Origin of the sequence: Lysinibacillus sp. 1 U-2021, assembly GCF_029916965.1 — a bacterium.
Classification (GTDB): domain Bacteria; phylum Bacillota; class Bacilli; order Bacillales_A; family Planococcaceae; genus Lysinibacillus; species Lysinibacillus capsici.
On the sequence record NZ_CP123966.1, the window covers coordinates 798,116 to 816,946 of the forward strand.

Annotated in this window: 20 protein-coding genes; 12 read left to right on the top strand and 8 right to left on the bottom strand. The window is 38.7% G+C overall.

All coding sequences use genetic code 11. The features are described 5' to 3' along the window. The first annotated feature begins 2 nt into the window (after positions 1–2). The 3 genes from menB to QH639_RS04260 all read left to right on the top strand — a co-directional run bounded on the left by menB (position 3) and on the right by QH639_RS04260 (position 3,768). The gene (menB, locus tag QH639_RS04250) at positions 3–821 is read left to right on the top strand and encodes a 1,4-dihydroxy-2-naphthoyl-CoA synthase (RefSeq protein ID WP_004225917.1); all 819 of its coding nucleotides are present in this window, start codon (positions 3–5) and stop codon (positions 819–821) included. 239 nt (positions 822–1,060) lie between these two features. Then, the gene (locus tag QH639_RS04255) at positions 1,061–2,485 is read left to right on the top strand and encodes an o-succinylbenzoate--CoA ligase (protein WP_131521421.1); all 1,425 of its coding nucleotides are present in this window, start codon (positions 1,061–1,063) and stop codon (positions 2,483–2,485) included. A gap of 131 nt (positions 2,486–2,616) precedes the next feature. After that, positions 2,617–3,768: a transglutaminase domain-containing protein gene (locus QH639_RS04260; protein WP_131521255.1), complete on the top strand. Its 1,152-nt coding sequence runs from the start codon at positions 2,617–2,619 to the stop codon at positions 3,766–3,768. Positions 3,769–3,789: 21 nt separating this feature from the next. Here the strand turns inward: QH639_RS04260 and QH639_RS04265 are convergent, their stop codons facing one another. From QH639_RS04265 to ytzI, 4 genes are all read right to left on the bottom strand, one after another. Beyond that, positions 3,790–4,830 carry a metal ABC transporter solute-binding protein, Zn/Mn family gene (locus QH639_RS04265; RefSeq protein WP_281115673.1) on the bottom strand — a complete coding sequence of 347 codons (1,041 nt, stop codon included), beginning with the start codon at positions 4,828–4,830 and terminating at the stop codon, positions 3,790–3,792. A gap of 109 nt (positions 4,831–4,939) precedes the next feature. Beyond that, positions 4,940–5,173 carry a membrane protein insertion efficiency factor YidD gene (yidD, locus tag QH639_RS04270; protein ID WP_016992521.1) on the bottom strand — a complete coding sequence of 78 codons (234 nt, stop codon included), beginning with the start codon at positions 5,171–5,173 and terminating at the stop codon, positions 4,940–4,942. Beyond that, positions 5,170–5,331 (bottom strand): hypothetical protein, encoded by a 162-nt coding sequence (locus QH639_RS04275; protein WP_016992522.1) that lies wholly within the window; start codon positions 5,329–5,331, stop codon positions 5,170–5,172. The genes yidD and QH639_RS04275 overlap by 4 nt, the downstream gene beginning before the upstream one ends. A 29-nt stretch (positions 5,332–5,360) precedes the next feature. Next, positions 5,361–5,507 carry a YtzI protein gene (gene ytzI, locus QH639_RS04280; RefSeq protein ID WP_004225932.1) on the bottom strand — a complete coding sequence of 49 codons (147 nt, stop codon included), beginning with the start codon at positions 5,505–5,507 and terminating at the stop codon, positions 5,361–5,363. Positions 5,508–5,644: 137 nt separating this feature from the next. On the opposite strand from ytzI, the gene QH639_RS04285 reads away from it, so the two are divergent. After that, positions 5,645–5,962: a hypothetical protein gene (locus QH639_RS04285; protein WP_009371464.1), complete on the top strand. Its 318-nt coding sequence runs from the start codon at positions 5,645–5,647 to the stop codon at positions 5,960–5,962. A 46-nt stretch (positions 5,963–6,008) separates the two neighbouring features. Here the strand turns inward: QH639_RS04285 and QH639_RS04290 are convergent, their stop codons facing one another. The 4 genes from QH639_RS04290 to QH639_RS04305 all read right to left on the bottom strand — a co-directional run bounded on the left by QH639_RS04290 (position 6,009) and on the right by QH639_RS04305 (position 10,560). Continuing rightward, a complete protein-coding gene (locus QH639_RS04290) occupies positions 6,009–6,680 on the bottom strand; it encodes an AroM family protein (RefSeq protein ID WP_131521257.1) in 672 nt (223 codons plus the stop codon). 5 nt (positions 6,681–6,685) lie between these two features. Then, positions 6,686–7,828: an amidohydrolase family protein gene (locus QH639_RS04295; RefSeq protein ID WP_259419438.1), complete on the bottom strand. Its 1,143-nt coding sequence runs from the start codon at positions 7,826–7,828 to the stop codon at positions 6,686–6,688. After that, entirely contained in the window at positions 7,825–8,895 is a 1,071-nt protein-coding gene (locus QH639_RS04300; protein WP_131521259.1) for an amidohydrolase family protein, read from the bottom strand. Before QH639_RS04300 ends, QH639_RS04295 begins: the two co-directional genes overlap by 4 nt. Before the next feature lie 63 nt (positions 8,896–8,958). Next, on the bottom strand, positions 8,959–10,560 hold the full coding sequence (locus QH639_RS04305) for an ABC transporter substrate-binding protein (protein WP_281115674.1): 1,602 nt from the start codon (positions 10,558–10,560) through the stop codon (positions 8,959–8,961). Positions 10,561–10,779: 219 nt separating this feature from the next. On the opposite strand from QH639_RS04305, the gene QH639_RS04310 reads away from it, so the two are divergent. The 8 genes from QH639_RS04310 to QH639_RS04345 all read left to right on the top strand — a co-directional run bounded on the left by QH639_RS04310 (position 10,780) and on the right by QH639_RS04345 (position 18,732). Then, on the top strand, positions 10,780–11,742 hold the full coding sequence (locus tag QH639_RS04310; protein ID WP_004225947.1) for an ABC transporter permease: 963 nt from the start codon (positions 10,780–10,782) through the stop codon (positions 11,740–11,742). A 2-nt stretch (positions 11,743–11,744) separates the two neighbouring features. Then, complete coding sequence (locus QH639_RS04315) at positions 11,745–12,611, top strand: ABC transporter permease (protein ID WP_004225950.1); 867 nt, start codon at positions 11,745–11,747, stop codon at positions 12,609–12,611. 17 nt (positions 12,612–12,628) lie between these two features. Further along, positions 12,629–13,651 (top strand): ABC transporter ATP-binding protein, encoded by a 1,023-nt coding sequence (locus QH639_RS04320; protein WP_237898513.1) that lies wholly within the window; start codon positions 12,629–12,631, stop codon positions 13,649–13,651. Further along, positions 13,635–14,642, top strand: a complete 1,008-nt coding sequence (locus QH639_RS04325) for an ABC transporter ATP-binding protein (RefSeq protein WP_066038101.1) — start codon at positions 13,635–13,637, stop codon at positions 14,640–14,642. The genes QH639_RS04320 and QH639_RS04325 overlap by 17 nt, the downstream gene beginning before the upstream one ends. A 44-nt stretch (positions 14,643–14,686) precedes the next feature. Next, the gene (locus QH639_RS04330) at positions 14,687–15,640 is read left to right on the top strand and encodes a DUF1177 domain-containing protein (RefSeq protein WP_281115675.1); all 954 of its coding nucleotides are present in this window, start codon (positions 14,687–14,689) and stop codon (positions 15,638–15,640) included. Then, complete coding sequence (locus QH639_RS04335; protein ID WP_048391075.1) at positions 15,633–16,901, top strand: M20 family metallopeptidase; 1,269 nt, start codon at positions 15,633–15,635, stop codon at positions 16,899–16,901. The genes QH639_RS04330 and QH639_RS04335 overlap by 8 nt, the downstream gene beginning before the upstream one ends. 134 nt (positions 16,902–17,035) lie before the next feature. After that, the gene (locus QH639_RS04340; protein ID WP_131521265.1) at positions 17,036–17,797 is read left to right on the top strand and encodes an IclR family transcriptional regulator; all 762 of its coding nucleotides are present in this window, start codon (positions 17,036–17,038) and stop codon (positions 17,795–17,797) included. 11 nt (positions 17,798–17,808) lie between these two features. After that, positions 17,809–18,732: an aminopeptidase gene (locus tag QH639_RS04345; protein WP_131521266.1), complete on the top strand. Its 924-nt coding sequence runs from the start codon at positions 17,809–17,811 to the stop codon at positions 18,730–18,732. Positions 18,733–18,831: the final 99 nt, after the last annotated feature.

An 18,831-nucleotide genomic window follows, 5' to 3' on the forward strand; every position in this document is an offset into this window, starting at 1 on the left:
CAATGACACGTCAATGGACAACATTACATACTTATGAAGACATTAAGTATGAGTTCTATAACGGTATCGCAAAAATTACGATTAACCGTCCAGAAGTGCGTAATGCATTCCGCCCAAAAACGGTAATGGAAATGATTGACGCATTCTCACGTGCACGCGATGATAAAAATATCGGTGTTATTATTCTAACTGGTGAAGGTGAACATGCTTTCTGCTCAGGCGGAGACCAAAAAGTTCGCGGTCACGGTGGCTACGTAGGAGAAGATGAAATTCCACGTCTAAACGTTCTTGATTTACAACGTTTAATCCGTGTAATTCCAAAACCTGTAGTAGCAATGGTAGCTGGCTACGCAATTGGTGGAGGTCACGTTTTACATGTTGTCTGTGACTTAACAATTGCAGCTGACAATGCTCGCTTTGGACAAACTGGACCAAAAGTGGGTTCATTCGATGCTGGTTATGGCTCAGGCTATCTTGCTCGTATTATTGGTCATAAAAAGGCACGTGAAATTTGGTACCTATGCCGTCAATACGATGCACAACAAGCACTTGATATGGGCTTAGTCAATACAGTTGTGCCTTATGCGCAATTGGAAGATGAGACAGTTCAATGGTGTGAAGAAATGCTTCAAATGTCACCAACTGCACTACGCTTCTTAAAAGCAGCGATGAATGCAGATACAGATGGTTTAGCAGGTCTTCAACAAATGGCAGGAGACGCTACACTTCTTTACTACACAACTGATGAAGCAAAAGAAGGCCGCGATGCATTCAAAGAAAAACGTCAACCAGATTTCGGTCAATTCCCAAGATTCCCTTGATTAGTATAGGGTTTAAAGCTCGTATCTTTTGGAGATACGAGCTTTTTATATGTCTTGAACAAGATTGAAGATAAAAATAGGGGATAGAAGCGGCTAAGCGGTGGATAAAACTCTCAAAGTAGCGGATAGAACTCAAGAGGTGAAGGCTAGAGGTATTCACTAAAAAGCTAGATACTACATGGATAATAGACAAACTAGATGGGAAAGCGTTAAGATGTAGGGTGATTGGAGTGACAAAGATGTATCCTAACTGGATTTTACAAAGAGCTTATTTAACACCATTGCGCAAGGCACTTACCTTTAAAAAGCAAAGCTGGACTTTTCAAGAATTGAATGATGAATCGATAAAACGTGCTCGACAATTAGTAACACTTGGTATTCAACAGGGTGATCGAATTGCTATTATGGGGCCAAGTAAGCCTGAACTTGTAATCATGATGTATGCCTGCATGCATCTGCAATGTGAAATGGTGATGCTTAATCGTAGACTATCACAGGATGAGCTGGCTTATCAGCTAGAGGATTCAGAGGCTGTAGCGGTATTAGTTGCCGATGAGGATGTAGAAAAGCTACCATCTGAAACAACCTATCATTTATTTTCAGCAATTGAAAAGAGTGCAGAGGGTGCAGTAGATATTGTCAAGGAATGGCCTCTTCATCAAACAACAACTATTATGTATACGTCTGGTACAACCGGCTTCCCAAAAGGGGTTCGCCAAACAGTTGGCAATCATCAGGCTAGTGCCACTGCCTCCGTTTTAAATATTGGGCTACAGGCTCAGGACGTTTGGCTATGCGCGGTCCCTTTATTCCATATTAGTGGGTTCTCCATTTTAGTGCGTTCACTGCTATATGGAAATCAAATCTTTTTATATGAGCAATTTGATGTGGAAGCTATCGCACAAAATATTATGGATGGGGATGTCACCCATATGTCTGTTGTAGCGGTGACCTTGGAACGAATTCTACATACGCTAGAGCAACGCAATGTGAAAGCGTCATCTTATTTTAAGTTAATGTTAGCTGGAGGTGGACCTGTTCCCGTTGATTATTTAGCGAGAGCACATGCGTTAAATTTAGCTGTCGCACAAACGTATGGGATGACAGAAACCTCCTCACAAACAGCCACATTGGCAAGTGAAGATGCTATGCGGAAAATTGGTTCTGCAGGAAAGCCTTTATTTTTTAATCAAATAATGATTGCTGAGCCAAATGCTAAAGGTGAAGGGGAAATTTGCATTCGAGGTCCTCATGTCACACCAGGCTATATTGGACGTTTTGCACAAAAAAATGCAACAAAGGCTGGCTGGCTTCATACAGGTGATATTGGTTATGTGGATGAAGAGGGGTATTTATTCGTCATTGATCGAAGGGCAGATTTAATTATTTCAGGAGGGGAAAATATTTATCCTGCAGAAATAGAAAACGTACTACTCACACACCCAGCTGTCAAAGAGGCGGGTGTATGTGGTATACCTGATGAACAATGGGGGCAGGTACCTATTGCATTTATCGTATTAAATGAGCAGGTATCTGTTGAGCAACTAAAAGTCTTTTGTTTACAGAAACTTGCTAAATATAAAGTGCCTAAAGAAATGATTATTACAGACAGTCTTCCGCGCAATGGTGCGGACAAATTGTTGAGACGGAAATTATTACAATAAAAACTTTGTGAAAGAAGTCTTCTTAAAAGGAAGGCTTCTTTTTTATTTGAACTTTTAGCATGAAATTAATCATTTATTAACATAATAAAAAAAGAGAGGCATAAACTATTTAGTAAAGGAGAATGACTCATATGAGGAAATATATATATAATGTTGTCATTATATTATTTGTTCTACAAATGAGTCATGTGCAAGTATTTGCAAACTATGAAAAAGAAGATGTAGCAACAGCTCATTCAATTGAAACACTACAATCTCTCATTAATAAAGAAGTTATGCATCTATCATCCGAATTCTCGATTCGTTATACTGGTGACTTAGCCGAGATAAAAGATGAACTAACAGAAATTACTAAAAATGCAATTGAAAACTCTTATATTTATACTAATATTTCAAGTTTCCAATGGAAGTACGAGGGTTATAGCAATAATATTGTCATTGCCTTTGCATTTACGTACCATCTATCACAAACAGAGGCGTTATTTGTCGAGCAAACTTTGGAAAATATTATTGCACCTATGCATGGATTAAGTGACATAGAAAAACTACAGGCTGCACATGATTTTATTGTATTGTCCGCGGAATACTCTAAGGAAACAGAAGGAAGTCAATATTCTCCATATACATTATTAACGGAGAATAAGGGCGTCTGTCAGGCATATGCTTTAGTGCTATATCGAATGTTAGAAATGCTGGGTTTTGAGGTACAATATGTACCAGGAAAAGTAGGAGAACAGCTACATGCCTGGGTATTAGTGAAACTTGATCATGCTTGGTATCATATTGATGTGACATGGGATGACCCTTTGCCTGATCGTAAAGGAGAAGTTCGCTATCAATATTTTTTAGTGTCGGATCGCCAATTAGCACAAGATCATACATGGGATTATGCAAGTTTCCCCGCTGCAACAAGCGAAAAATATATAGATTTACAGGAAGAAACAAAAAGACAAAGTTTAGCAACACCTATACAACATCAATTGAATCAAATTATGGGGTTATCAATCATCGGAGAAAATCGGTTAGCCGTACAACAATTAGTGGAACAGCCGATGAAGCTTGTTACTCAAAAAACAAATAAACAAGACCATTTAGTTCAGTTTAACTTTACTGAGTGGCCACCGATGCTAGTAGAAAGTAGTATAATGGCTTTTGTTGTCCTTCAGCCAAAAGCTAAGCATGTGACTAAGCAAAAAACAATGAAGTGGCTAGGGTCTTTTTATCGAACGGAAAAACGGATGCCACAAGAAAAATACGTCATAATAAAGGAGGTGTCCCAATAGAGGGGCACCTCCTTACTCATATTATTGAACGCTTAAAGCTTTTTCTAATGTTTGAATATTTTTTTGCATCAATGTGAAATAGGTTTCCTTATTTTTTTCATCATCAGCTGTTAATACGCTTAAATTATGCAAGACAAGAGATTCTGCACCAACTTCTTTTTGAATAATCTCTGCTAATTTGGAAGAGACATTTTGTTCAAATAAAATATAGTGAATGTGCAATTCATTTGCTTTGTCTACAATCTTTGTTAATTCCTTTTGAGATGGCTCATTTTGTGAATTCAAGCCAGCAATCGGCACTTGAGTTAAGCCGTATTGACCAGCAATATAGCCAAATGCAGCATGGGATACAAAGAATGTTTTATTTTGTGCTTTGTCAGTCATTGCTTTGAAATCTTGATCTAAATCCTGTAATTCTTTTACTAATGCATCATAATTTGTGTTAAAAGTTGCCTCCTGAGCTGGCATTTTTTCAACTAGTGTGTTTTTGATAGCCAGTGCTAAGTCTTGACTAATTGTAGGAGATAACCAAACATGCGGATCGATATCGCCATGTTCATGCTCATCATGTCCATGTTCTTCAGCTTCATGTTCATGCTCTTCCTCGGTTGTACCGTGCTCATGCTCATCATGTGCGTCTGCTTCATGTTCTTCATCTTCTGCATGAACATGTCCTGTGCTTACAGCTAATTTTTCATCTGAAACGTCATCAGCAGTTGCCACCATTGTGACATCTTCGTTTGCTAAAGTTTTTTTAGCGTTTTCTACAAAGCCTTCAAGTCCTAAGCCAATATAGAAAAAGATATCAGCATCTGCTAATTTCATCATATCTTTTTGAGTTGGCTCGAAGGTATGTTCATTCGCACCAGCTGGGTAAATAGAAGCTACTTCAACATAATCGCCACCAATGCGCTGCGCAAAATAGCTTAACGGATAAACCGTTGTATAAACACTTAATTTATTTTTTTCCTCAGTCTTTTGGGATGTGGACGATTTGTCTCCACAAGCGGCAGTAAATAAAGCAAGAACTGCGACTAACAATAATACAGATAGTTTTTTCATATAAGTAAGATACCTCTCTTAAATAGTAATCATTACGATTTGTTTTTTAGAACAGTTATTATGATAACGCACAACTTAAAAAAGTACAAGAAAAAAATGCCCTCCGAAATTAATTCTTTTTCGAAGGCCATTTTTCAGGCACAGGATCAAAGCCACCAGGATGAAATGGATGACATTTGGATATACGTGTAATAGTTAAGAGAAAGCCTTTGAATGCACCGTGCTTTTGAAAAGCTTCGAGCCCATAAGAAGAACAGGTAGGATGAAAACGACAAGTAGGTGGCGTCATAGGTGAAATAAACTTTCTATAAAACTGGATGAGCCAAATAAAGGGGTATTTCATCGTTGCTCTTCCTTTTGCTGAGACGTAAGTTGTTCAGGCTTTGGATCAATTGTTTGTGTAAAAATATTATTTTTCTTCTTCATAATGATAATGACAGAAACACCAAACATTAGCATCATCATCGCAATCATAATGATAATTGGTAAAGGTACGCCCATTTATTTCACTCCAAATTCAGTAATGGTATTTAATTTTCCTCTTGATGATAGTTTTGTTTCGGTTTTTCATCAACAGTATGTTTAAAGGCATAGGCACGGTTGACACTGATAATTGTCGCAATGGTGATTAAAATAACGATGATAACTGCGACTATTAAGAGCGTAGTTAAACTCATAGTATTCACTCCGTTCTTTATTCATCATACCTATTATAAATTATCTGGTCCTATTAATTGTGAAGGAAGTTTGACATAAATGCGAATAAAACAACACCTATCACTCCATACTATGGAAAAAGGAGTGAATCGTAAAGATGGATCGTCAGCGCGTATATTTTTCACTTGCCAATAGAACGTATTATACCAACCCATATGCAGGACCATGGAATTTCGAACTCAATGTAGATCGACAGGCATTAGATGTATTTGAGAGAATCTTTCAGCAAATGCAACTGTTAGAAATTTCGAATGCATGGCGTGCACAGTTACCGTATATACAGTATCACCAAGATAGAGAAAATGATGAAATAGATAAAAGATTAATGAAAATCTATGCACTTGTTCATGAATATGGAGATGATGATACGAAGGCATTCGTTGAGCAGCTTCCTTATTTCAACAAACGTGTCTAGCGAATAGGGGAAAAGGTCACTGAATCAGAAGTGACCTTTTCTTCTATTAGCAAATGGCTTTTAAAATTGTAAAAACCGCTTCTCGAGGGACAATGATGGGGATAGTGAGTTGATCTTTAATCATGTTTTTCATCGTTGTGGAATAGCCCATACAATCAAGTATAAGCAAATCGGCTCCTTGCTCTTCTAATTGTTGTGCTTTTGACAATAAATGTTGGTTATCAAAGTGGTATGGGGAGCTTGCTGAAAAAGTTACATCGAACTGTGCTTTTTGCCATTTCTCTGCAACCGTTCGATGTTGTTCGGGTTCGGGGCCTATCAAACCAATGGCTAATTCTGTATGTAAGCCCTTCACTAAATTAGTCATCATACGATCAGGTAGTAAAAGATTTTTATAGGATAATTTATTCGTAAAATCTCCTGTACACATAAGTAGTATCCAAGTGAATTCATGTAGATCATCAATGCAGCTTTGAATATAAGGCATGAGCTTTTGTTTACTGAGCTTTACTTGTCGACCATTGGTAAGAAGTGTCACTAAAACATCTGGGTCCTCAAGAGAAGGCGAAAGTGTAGCAATTTCCTCTGAGGATAGTGAATCCAGTACACCGAATTCATGAACATGTAAACCTGCTTCTCTTAATTGCTGTATATCCTCTGCCATATCTTTACGAGGTGCCTGACCAATTGTTACAACGGCAATTTTCGAATGTTGCATTGCGTTCACTCCGCTTCGTAATATTTTTGTCCATTTACATAAGTTTGTAAAACCTTTGCTTCTGTTTCAAAAATAGGGTGCGACCAAACCACAAAATCAGCATCTTTGCCTTCCTCAAGGCTGCCAATGCGGTGATCAAGCTGTACAAGCTTAGCTGCATTGATCGTAATACTTTTGAGGGCTGTGACTTCATCTAAACCATAACGAATCGCTTCTGTGGCACAATACTTTAAGTATTGAATTGGTACAAATGGATGATCTGTCATGATAGCAAATGGAATATTATGTTCTTTAAAAACGGCAGCAATTGCGGGTGTAGAATGACGCGTTTCGTATTTAGATGGCGTTAACATATAGGGCCCAAGCGTTGCATGGAATCCACTTTCTTTAACGGCATCCACAATGAGATAGCCTTCTGTGCAGTGCTCTAAATGAAGCTTCACATTAAATTCTTTGGCAATTCTAATTGCTGTCATAATGTCATCTGCTCTATGGCAGTGAAGGCGAAGTGGCATGTCGCCTCGAAGTACCTCAATAAACGGGCGTAACTCAGCATTTTCTTTAATTTGCTCAGTTTGTTGTTGTTCATTGAGTTGACTTGCACGTTGGAAACCATCTCGTAAAAGCTGTGCAATGGCCATACGAGTCATCGGCTTGCGCTTATACTGATTGCCAAAGACGTTTTTCGGATTTTCCCCTAGGGCCCCCTTTAAACCGCTCCGCTCTACTAAAACACGAGAGGAAAGGGTAGGTCCTGCTGTTTTAAGAATGCTCCAAATACCACCAATGACATTGGCACTACCTGGCCCAGTTTGCACAGTGGTTACGCCCCCTTCTAACGCATGTTGAAAGGAAAAGTGTCGGATATCTACACTGTCTAAAGCGTGCATAAGAGGTGTAAAGGGTTCGCTATATTCATTGGCATCATTAATGTCTTCAGTGACTTCAGCCCATGTTCCGACATGTGCATGAATATCAATTAATCCTGGTGTAACATAAGCTCCCTGTAGATCAACTAGCTCTGCTTGTGGGGAGAATTCTTTGGCTGGTCCAATATAGACAATACGCCCATTTTCGATCCATAACTGTTCACAAGTATCGTTCTGCTCATTGACTGTATGAAACTTTGCATGATGATAAATAATCATTGTGTAAACCCTTCTTCCCGTGCATAAACTTTTGTTCCTTTAATATAGGTTGCGACAACCTGGGCATCTAAATTTAATGGATGCTTATCCCAAATAACAAAATCAGCAAGAAGACCATCACGAATAGCACCTGTTAGATGGGCAATCCCTAGAAAATTTGCAGCCCCGGTTGTCAGAGCATATAGCACGTCCTGGCGTGCCATACCTTCTCTTACAGCTAAGCATCCTTCTAATGTTAGATGCGAGGTGCTACTAACAGGATGATCCGTACAAAAAACGAATGGAATACTGTGCTTATACAGTTGATGATACAGTTTGGGTGATAGTGCCATCATCTCATTGTGCTCAATATATCGAAATGTAGGACCAGCTATAACCGTATTAAAGGATGTTTCATGAAGGAATGTAATTTCAGTGCCATGGATAATATGAAAATCAAAAATTGACCCAAATTCTTGTTGAAGGCGGCTAATGAATTCAAGATCAACGGCTTTGTGCGCTCGAATAACGATTTTCGTAATGGACGGCTCCTGTTGCTGAATTTGTTGTAATGTTTCTCTTAAAATTTTGGCGATGCCCATACGAGTGAGTGGTTTTTTCTTTTCAGCGAAAAATGTACTTTTTGCCTGATGTCCAATAGAGAAGGAATAAGCCACATCTTTTGAAATAACCATTTCATCAACCGTTGTATGTGTATGGTGAATAATAGCCGTTTTTGCACCTATCAAGCTTTTAGGAGAGGGAACAATATGAGATGCAGTCACCCCATGAGAAACAGCTTTTTGAAAAGCAGTATCAAATGGGTATATGCCATCAACGACAGAGTATTGCAAATGTGAGTCAAATTCATAGCTATCATCACCTTCCCAACGAATCCCTATTTCAGCTAGACCGATTTGTGAGCAGCTATCGATAAAACCTGGTGTAATATAGTAGCCATCTAAATCCAACTCTGTTTCAGGTGAATGAGTAGCGGGTTCAAAGTATTGCCCTTGCACTTGAAAAGATTGCTTATGAAAGCTACGAGTCTCAGAATTAAAAACAAGTCCATTTATATAGCGTGTCATCGGGTCAAATCTCTCCTTATGAAGAGAAAAGCGGAGACTGGTATCTCCACTTTTCAAGTTTAATTATTTAGTAATGGATACGTTTGTACCATTTGGATGCACAATTTGTACGGAGTTATCAGCAGAAACCTCAAAGCCCTGTACTTTTTTGTTTACACCTGCAACCGTTTGTGTTGCCTCTAATTCAATACGAGGAACATCCGCTAAAATCAGCTTTAATGCTTCTTGGTATAATTTTGCACGTTCTTCTTGCACTACTGTTTCTGATACGGCGCGTTCTAATAATTTATCCACTTCTGGATTGCTGTAGCCTTTACCATTTCCTAACGCACCAATTTGATTTGTGTGGAATAATTGATAAAGGAAGAAATAAGGATCTGGGTACCAAGTCCAGCCACCAATATTCATTGGCGCATTACCCTTTGCCACAGTATCACTGTAAGTACCCCATTCAAGCACTTTTATTTCCACATCAATATTTAAGTTCTTCTTTAACTGACTTTGGAAAATCGTTGCGTAAGGAACACGTGCTTCTGATACGAAAATCTCTGTCTTGAAGCCATCAGCGTAACCAGCCTCTGCTAGTAATTTTTTTGCTTCTTCTGGATTATATTTTGGTACCATATCAACTAACGATTGATCATATCCCCATGAACCAGGTGGTAATGGTAAATAAGAAACATCGCCGCCACCCCATTGGTTAACGCCAGAAATAATTTCCTCTACATTTGTTGCCATATAAATCGCTTCACGAACGCGTTTGTCAGCAGTTGGACCTACTTTGTTATTAAGATCAAGATAAACAATCGATAGACCTGGATTTGTTAAAAGCTCAAGGTTACTATCTTGGTTGATGATTTCTCGGTTTTGACCTTTAACGTCCATGGCAATATCAATATCACCAGAACGTAATGCGTTGGTCATCATATTTTGATCGGAGATAAACTTCATTGTTAAGTTATCGACATTTGGCTTATCGCCCCAATAATTATCGTGACGAACTAATTTTACTTCTTGGTCTTTTTTCCATTCTGTTAGTTGGAATGGACCTGTACCAACAAAGTGTTCAGAAAAATTATCGCCCCATCCTTCAACTTCTTCTTTTGGAATAATAATATTCCCTGCATCCGTTAGCATAGCAAGTAGGGCAGCATTTGGTGTAGCTAAGTGAATCTCTACTTCATAATCCGATAACACTTTCACTTCTGTCACACCACTTAAACGATTCATAGCAGATTCTTTAGCAGATCGTTCTAAAGAGTATTTGACATCTTCAGCTGTCATTTCACGGCCATCCTGATACTGACCTTTTTGGAATTTAACACCTTCGCGTAATTTGAATGTGTAGACTAACATATCCTCTGATACATTCCATTCAGTTGCTAACGAAGGGATGATATCAGATAGATCTTTGTTATAAACAACTAACGTATCAGCCATTTGGCGCATCACCTGTGATTCATAAACCCCAGTATATTTGATCGGATCAAATGTTTTTGCATTGGCTGACAGACCAATATTTAATGTGCCTCCAGAAGTAGCTTCTCCCTCTTTTTCATCCGTTGAAGTACTTTTCTCATTGTTTCCACCACAAGCAGCTAAAACACCAATTAGTAAAGTTAAAAAGAGTAGTAGTAAAGACTTTCTTACGTTTAATTTCTTCATATGCACTAGCCTCCTTAGTTTTTGTTTCACAATATGAACCGTTGATTCAAAAATGGTAGGTTCGAGATTAAAATTAGCACACTTGTAAATAGAAAGTAAATATAAAATTACAAAGATTCAGAAAAAAATATATTTACAAACAATTATTGAGTGGTGTACTATGTGGTTATTCACAATATGAACCACTGATTCTAATAATGAAAAGGAGGTCTTGCTAAGATGGGCTCATTTATTTTAAAAAGATTAGTTAACCTCATCCCGACACTGCTAGTAGTAGGAATTATCGTCTTTATTATTACGCGAATGATTCCTGGTGACCCTGCTTCAGTCATGCTTGGACCACAAGCAAGTGTAGAAGATGTAGAGAATTTAAGAGAAGAGCTAGGATTAAATAAATCCATGCCTTCGCAATTTATTTCATATGTAGGAGATCTAGCACAGTTAAATTTAGGATATTCCTATTCTTATAGTGAGTCTGTCATCGGACTTATTCTCGAAAGGTTCCCTAATACAGTGATATTGGCATTGGCAGCGCTGTTAATAGCCGTCGTGATTGGCATCCCAGCAGGAATATTTGCAGCGAGAAAGCAAAATACCATCATTGATTATGTTGTAATGCTTGTGTCATTAGTTGGTGTATCTATGCCAATTTTCTGGTTGGGCATCATGCTTGTCTTATTCTTTAGTGTTAACCTTGGTTGGTTCCCAGCGACTGGGATGGGGAATATCAGTGATGGCCTATGGACCTATTTGAAACATTTAATTTTGCCAGCATTTGCTTTAGCAACGATTCCAATGGCGACATTTGCACGGATTACCCGTTCAAGTATGTTAGAGGTTATTTCGCAAGATTATATTAAAACAGCTCGTTCTAAAGGTATTAAAGAATATTTAGTAATTGGTAAACATGCATTTAAGAATGCGCTAACACCGATTTTAACCGTGTTAGGAATGCAAATTTCTAATTTACTGGGCGGAGCGGTTTTAACAGAAACAATTTTTAGTTGGCCTGGGATGGGTCGATTAATTGTAGATGCCATTGATAAACGTGACTTTGTAGTCGTCCAAGGTACTGTTATTTTCATTGCGTTTATCTTTGTGCTTGTTAACTTAGTAGTCGATGTACTTTATAAAGTGGTCAATCCTAAGGTCAATTTAGAATCGGATGGGGGGAAAAAATAACAATGACTCAAGCAATCGTCCAAGAAACGAAAAAAAGAAATACGTTATTGCGCAAGTTGCTAAAAAATAAATTAGCGACAATTGGGTTAATCATTGTCACTTTAATGGGTATTGTTGCTATTTTTGCCCCATTGATTGCTACCCATCCACCGAATGAAATGATTGTCGGTAAATCGTTTTTACCGATGAATACAGAAGGACATTTATTAGGAACAGATAACTATGGCCGTGATCTGTTTAGTCGCTTAGTTTACGGTACACGAATCTCAATGATTGTTGGGATTGCGGCGGTGCTATTTGGTGCTGTGTTTGGCACACTGCTAGGCTTAGTGGCAGGGTATTTTGGTGGACGCATTGATTCCATTATTATGCGCACAATGGATGGTCTTTTCGCATTCCCATTTATATTACTAGCTATTACATTAATGACGGTATTAGGGCAAGGACTTGTCAATGTCATTGTTGCGATTGGTATTGCTAATATTCCAGGTTTCGCACGACTTGTTCGAGGACAGGTGTTAAGTGTAAAAGAGGAGGAATTCGTTGAAGTAACGCATTCTTTAGGTGCTACACATACGAGGATCATTTTTAGCCATATATTACCGAACTGTTTAGCCCCTTTAATTGTCTATGGAACGATGAGTACAGCTGGCGCTATTATTTCAGAAGCTGCCCTTAGCTTTTTAGGATTAGGCGTTCAACCACCAACAGCTTCATGGGGCAGTATTTTAAAAGATGGCAAAGACTTTTTAGTATTAAATCCCCAAATGGCGACATTTTCAGGCATTTGTATTTTATTAACAGTTCTTGGAATTAACCTATTAGGGGATGGATTACGCGATGCATTAGATCCGAAAATGAAAGTTTAATGGAAGGGGGTGGAGTCATGACTGAACGTTTACTAGATGTAGAAAACTTAACAGTAGAATTTAAAAGTGGCGGCTCTACAATGAAAGCTGTTAATGGAGTAAATTTACAATTAAATAAGAAGGAAACACTAGGTATTGTGGGAGAGTCAGGATCAGGAAAAAGTGTTACAGCCACTGCTCTCATGCGTTTAATTCCATCTCCGCCAGGAAAAATAACGAATGGAAAAATTCTATTTAATGGCCGCGATTTAATCGAAATTTCTGAAAAGGAAATGCGCAATGTGCGAGGCAATGACATCTCAATGATTTTCCAAGATCCCATTACAAGTTTGAATCCCGTATTAACAGTGGGCAATCAAATTATTGAAGTCATCCAAGCACATGAAACAATATCGAAGAAAGATGCCGCTATCAAAGCCGTTGATATGTTAAAAATGGTTGGGATTCCTGAGCCAGAGAAACGATTAAAAATGTATCCTCATGAATTTTCAGGAGGAATGCGTCAGCGTGTCATGATTGCTATTGCCCTAGCTTGTAACCCGAAACTACTCATTGCGGATGAGCCAACAACTGCACTAGATGTAACTGTACAAGCTCAAATTCTTGATTTAATGAAAAAATTACAACAAGAACATGATACAGCCATTATTATGATAACGCATGATTTAGGTGTGGTTTGGGAGCTATGTGACAAAGTAAATGTTATGTATGCAGGTCGTACAGTAGAGTCTACTACAACCAGACAGCTCTATGAAAAACCTTTACATCCCTATACGTGGGGATTATTAGAGTCTCAAATTACAATGGGGACACAAGAGCAACAAAGGCTGCCGGCTATTCCAGGTAGTCCGCCAGATTTAACAATGCCATATAGTGGCTGTCACTTCTCAGCACGATGTCCTTTAGCGACAGATATTTGTCGTAGTACGGTGCCTGACTTAGTGGAAGTACAGGACAACCATTTTGTAGCCTGCCATTTACAAGCAAAAGATCAAATTGTCCCAAGGAAGGAGGGAATTTTTAATGCAACAATACAATGAACTTGTCTTAAAGGTAAGTAATTTAAAAAAGCATTTTCCCATTAAAAGTTCAATTCCTTTTAAAAAACCAACACAATTTGTGAAGGCGGTAGATGGTGTAAGTTTTGAGTTATATAAAGGCGAGACACTGGGGATTGTGGGAGAGTCGGGGTGTGGTAAATCGACGGTCGCCCGTTTAATCAACCAGCTAATTTCACCAACAGAGGGAATAGTTGAATTTAAGGGAACGGATTTAGCAAGCTTAAATTCAAAAGATATTCGCTCTGCTCGAAAATCCATCCAAATGGTTTTCCAAAATCCTTATGCATCACTCGATCCTCGTAAAACGATTGAATATCTTATTGCTGAGCCATTAGTGATCCATGGGATTGGTGATGAGGCATCCCGTAAAAAGCGGGTAGTTGAATTACTGGAAACGGTCGGATTAAGTGCCTACCATGCAAAGCGCCATCCACATGAATTTTCTGGTGGACAAAGACAACGTATAAATATTGCTCGGGCTCTTGCACTGAATCCAGATATTGTGGTGTGTGATGAACCTGTTTCAGCATTAGATGTCTCTGTACAGGCTCAGGTTATCAATCTATTAAAAGATTTACAGAAAGAATTCGGTTTAACCTATATTTTTATTTCACATGATTTGAATGTGGTGAACTACATGTGTGATCGTATTGCTGTCATGTATTTAGGGAAAATAGTAGAAATTGGCACATACAAGGAAATTTATAAGAACCCTCAGCATCCTTACACACAAGCCTTGTTATCGGCCATACCTAAGGAAAATCCTTTTGATAAAAAGGACCGTATTATTTTATCTGGCGATGTTCCAAGCCCGGTTAATCCCCCGAGTGGCTGTGCATTCCATAAGCGTTGTCGTTTTGCTACAGAAAAATGTGCAGAGGTCCAACCGACACTTGATACAGTATCAGCTACACATCAAGTATCGTGTCATTTATATAAGTCGATACAGCAAGAAGTATCATCAATTTAACGAAAGATAAAATTTATTGAAGCAGAAAAAGGAGCGGACTGATTATGTCATTGAAGCATGTTATTGAATTATACGAGGTAATGGATAGTATTTATGTAAACGGAGACACGATTAAGAAGTATTTACACAATATTGATTCCACAGCAGATGTCAAGGTAAAAACTATTCAAGGCGAAAGCGGCTCAACTGATTTTGTTCGTGTCCTCGTGAAAGGAAAGAACGGCAAATCCTCTGGCGGGAATGCACCTACATTAGGAATTATTGGACGATTAGGTGGTATTGGAGCACGCCCTGAAATGACAGGCTTTGTATCAGATGGAGACGGCGCACTGGCATGTCTGGCAGGAGCAGCAAAAGCTATTGATATGGTCTTAAAGGGTGATCCATTAGAGGGTGACGTTATTTTCTCCACACATATTTGTCCAACAGCTCCAACCTTACCACATGAGCCAGTGCCATTTATGAACTCGCCAGTGGATATTAGTGTCATGAACGAAAATGAAGTAGAAGATACAATGGATGCTATTCTATCAATTGATACAACAAAAGGCAATCAAGTATGTAACCATAAAGGATTTGCGATAACGCCAACTGTCAAAGAAGGTTACATATTAAAAATAAGTGATGATTTATTGCACGTATATACACAATCTGCTGGCATTTCTCCAGTTGTGCTGCCGATTACGATGCAAGACATTACACCCTATGGGAATGGTTTATTCCATATCAATAGTATTTTACAACCAGCAGTTGCAACATCTAGCCCTGTTGTAGGTGTAGCGATTACAACTGAATCTGTTGTGGCAGGCTGTGCAACAGGTGCAACCCATGTCACAGATGTAGAAAATGTTGTGCGATTTGTGTTAGAGGTAGCAAAAACTTACGGTGCTAATAAATGCTCTTTCTTTGATGAAACACAATTTACACATATGAAAGGCTTATATGGTAGCATGCGTCATTTACAAACGAAAGGAAAGGAGGTACACACACATGAATGATTTACAAGCACTTAAAGCTCAATTAGTAGAGGCAGTTGAAAATCATCAAGATGAATTGATAGCGTTTTGTTCAAAGCTCATTCAAATCCCAAGTGTCAATCCTCCGGGGGATACGACTGAAATAACAGCTTTTATCGAAAACTATTTAAATGATGTAGGCATTACTTATCAAAAATATGAAGCTGCTGATAAAATGTTTAATTTAGTAGCTTCTATTGGAAATGGGGAAGGAAAAGAACTCGTTTATTGTGGCCATACCGATGTTGTTCCTGTCGGTGATCTATCAAAATGGGATTTTGATCCGTTTTCAGGAGAAGTGAAGGATGGCTGGATGCTTGGACGCGGGGCGAGTGATATGAAAGCCGGTTTAGCAGGTATTATTTTTGCAACAAAGTTATTAAAGAAACTGAACATTGAACTACCAGGGAAATTAACTTTGGCGATCGTACCAGATGAAGAAACTGGCGGTGAATTTGGTGTTCCTTGGCTGTTAGAGCGAGGCTATGTGCAGGGAGATGGTTGTTTAATCGCTGAGCCCTCTTCGCCTTTAAACCCAACTATTGGACAAAAGGGCTCTTACTGGTTTGAATTAGAGGTGCGTGGGGAACCTGGTCATGGAAGCCTGTCACCATTGGCTGGACGAAATGCCATTGTCGATGCAATTCGAGCTATACAAGAGATTCGTACACTATGGGATGTAGAAATCACAATACCTGAAGAGGTACAGCCACTTATCGAGGTATCAAAAAAATACATGCGTGAAGTGGAGAAAGATCGCTTGAAATATCAAGAAGTTTTAGAGAAAATTACTGTAAATATTGGTACAATTGAGGGAGGTACGAAGTCAAACGTAATCCCGGATTACTGTAAGGTCCAGGTCGATTGTCGTTTACCATTTGGTATTACACAAGAAGAAGTAACAGAAATCTTGACAACTAAACTAGATGGCTTGGCTATCGATTATTCAATCCAACGTTTTGGCTTCAAAAGCGTAGCCAATTATACGCCTGCTGAAAATCCTGTTTGCCAATCGATAGTGGAAAATATATCGTATGTTACAGGGCAAGAGGCATATGGTGTCATGCAATGGGCAAGCAGTGACGCTCGTCATTTCAGACAATATGATATTCCTGTATTGCAATACGGCCCAGCTTATTTACCAAGTATTCATGGTTATAATGAAAAAGTACGTGTTGAGGATATCGTACGCTGTGCAAAAGTTTATATAACTGCTGCTGTTGATTTCCTATATCAAAAGTAAGAGATTAGCTACTCTCTTACTTTTGATAAAGTGATATCAGGTGCTGACGGCTGCTAAATCTGTCGATTATTTCCCCCTTAAGAGAGAGATTTGCAGCCGTTTGTACAGATAAATAGTTCAGAAGGATGAGAGATATGCTAAAGACATTAAATTTATCAATTGCGGTTTTAAAAATGTTTACAAAGGAAAAACCCACATGGGGTGGTCGAGAGTTAGCACTGGCGATGAACATGAATCATACAAATTTATATCGCATTCTTGAAACCTTCGAAAATAATGGGTTTATTACAAAAGATCCTATAACAAAAAAATATTCTCTTGGTATTGCATTATGGGAAATAGGTATGAATATGTATGATTCATTAAACATAGATCAGCTATGTATGCCAGTTCTTGATAAATTAAAGGATGTCACTGGTGAAACAGCCATTTTTACCGTACTGAATGGACTGGAAGCGTTAACATTACTAAAAGCAGAACCTGTAAATAAGGTAAAATTTACAGTTTCAAGAGGAAGTAGATCCCCACTGTATGTAGGAGCATCTTATCGTTCGATGCTTGCTTTTTTAAATGAAGAGCAAGTTGCAAAGGTCATAGATGAACCATTAACAGCTTATACAAATAATACGATGACAGATGCCACAGAAATAAGGGCAGAGCTAGAAAAAATTAGAACATGTGGCTATGCACTTAGTAATAGTGAGTATTCGGTCGATGTATTGGCGCTAGCTATGCCTATATTTAATAGTGAGGAGCAGGTCGTAGCGTCTATTACCGTTTCTGGACCAATTTATCGTTTTACAGAGCAACGTGTTCCGGAGTTTTTGGGACCTTTAACAGAAGCTAGAAATGAAATAGAAGGAATTATTCGTAGATATCATTTAAATTTTAATTAAGGAGTCCTATTATGCATCATTTACATGATATTGCACTAAATGTTTTAAAAGGCAATCTAAATGTTCATTCTTCAGAGTCACTATTAATTTTGACGGATAGCCACAAACAAGACATCGCGAAAATTTTTTATGAAGCTGGACTGTCAATTACTGCAAATACAATGTTCATGGTGATGCCCCTGTTAGAGAAATCCGGGCAGGAGCCAATCCATGCAGTTTCTGAGCTTATGGCTAATGCCGATGTTGCACTGTGTATTACCTCCCACTCCCTAACACATACACTGGCTCGTAAACATGCCTGTGAAAAGGGTGGACGTGTAGCAACAATGCCAGGGGTAACATTGGAGATGCTGGAGCAAGGTGCCCTTCATGCAGATGCACAGGAGATCGAAGCTACGGTAGAAAAATATGCCCTTTTACTTGATACGGCTAAAGATATTCGTATTGTCAAGGATGGCCATGAGCTGATGTTTAGTGTAGAAGGCCGTTTCGGAATACGTTCCACAGGGGTTATTCGTCAACCTGGTGAGTATGGAAATATTCCTTCAGGAGAATCATATATTGCACCAATAGAAACATCTGCGAATGGAGAGATTTTAGTAGATGGCTCTATTGCTAATATTGGTGTCTTAAAGGAGCCATTATTATTAAAAATAAAGAATGGTCGCTTAGAAGAAGCAGTCGGTCCTGATGGTCCACGACTACTGGCATTACTTGGTGAAGGCAATGGTAGAGTCATTGCAGAGTTTGGCATCGGAGCCAATAAAAGTGCCATCCTATGTGGCAATGTATTAGAGGATGAGAAGGTGTATGGGACCATCCATATCGCATTTGGCAGTAATGCGCCATTCGGTGGAGCCAATGCATCAGATGTTCATATTGATTGTGTTGTGAAAAGTCCTATCGTCTATTTTGATGGTCAGCAAGTAATCTAAAGAAAAGCGTGTCTTCCTATGAAGCACGCTTTTTTCATGCTTTACAAGACTGTAGCTTAGGGTTGCTTGTCATTGTAGGTTTACAATATAGTTAATATA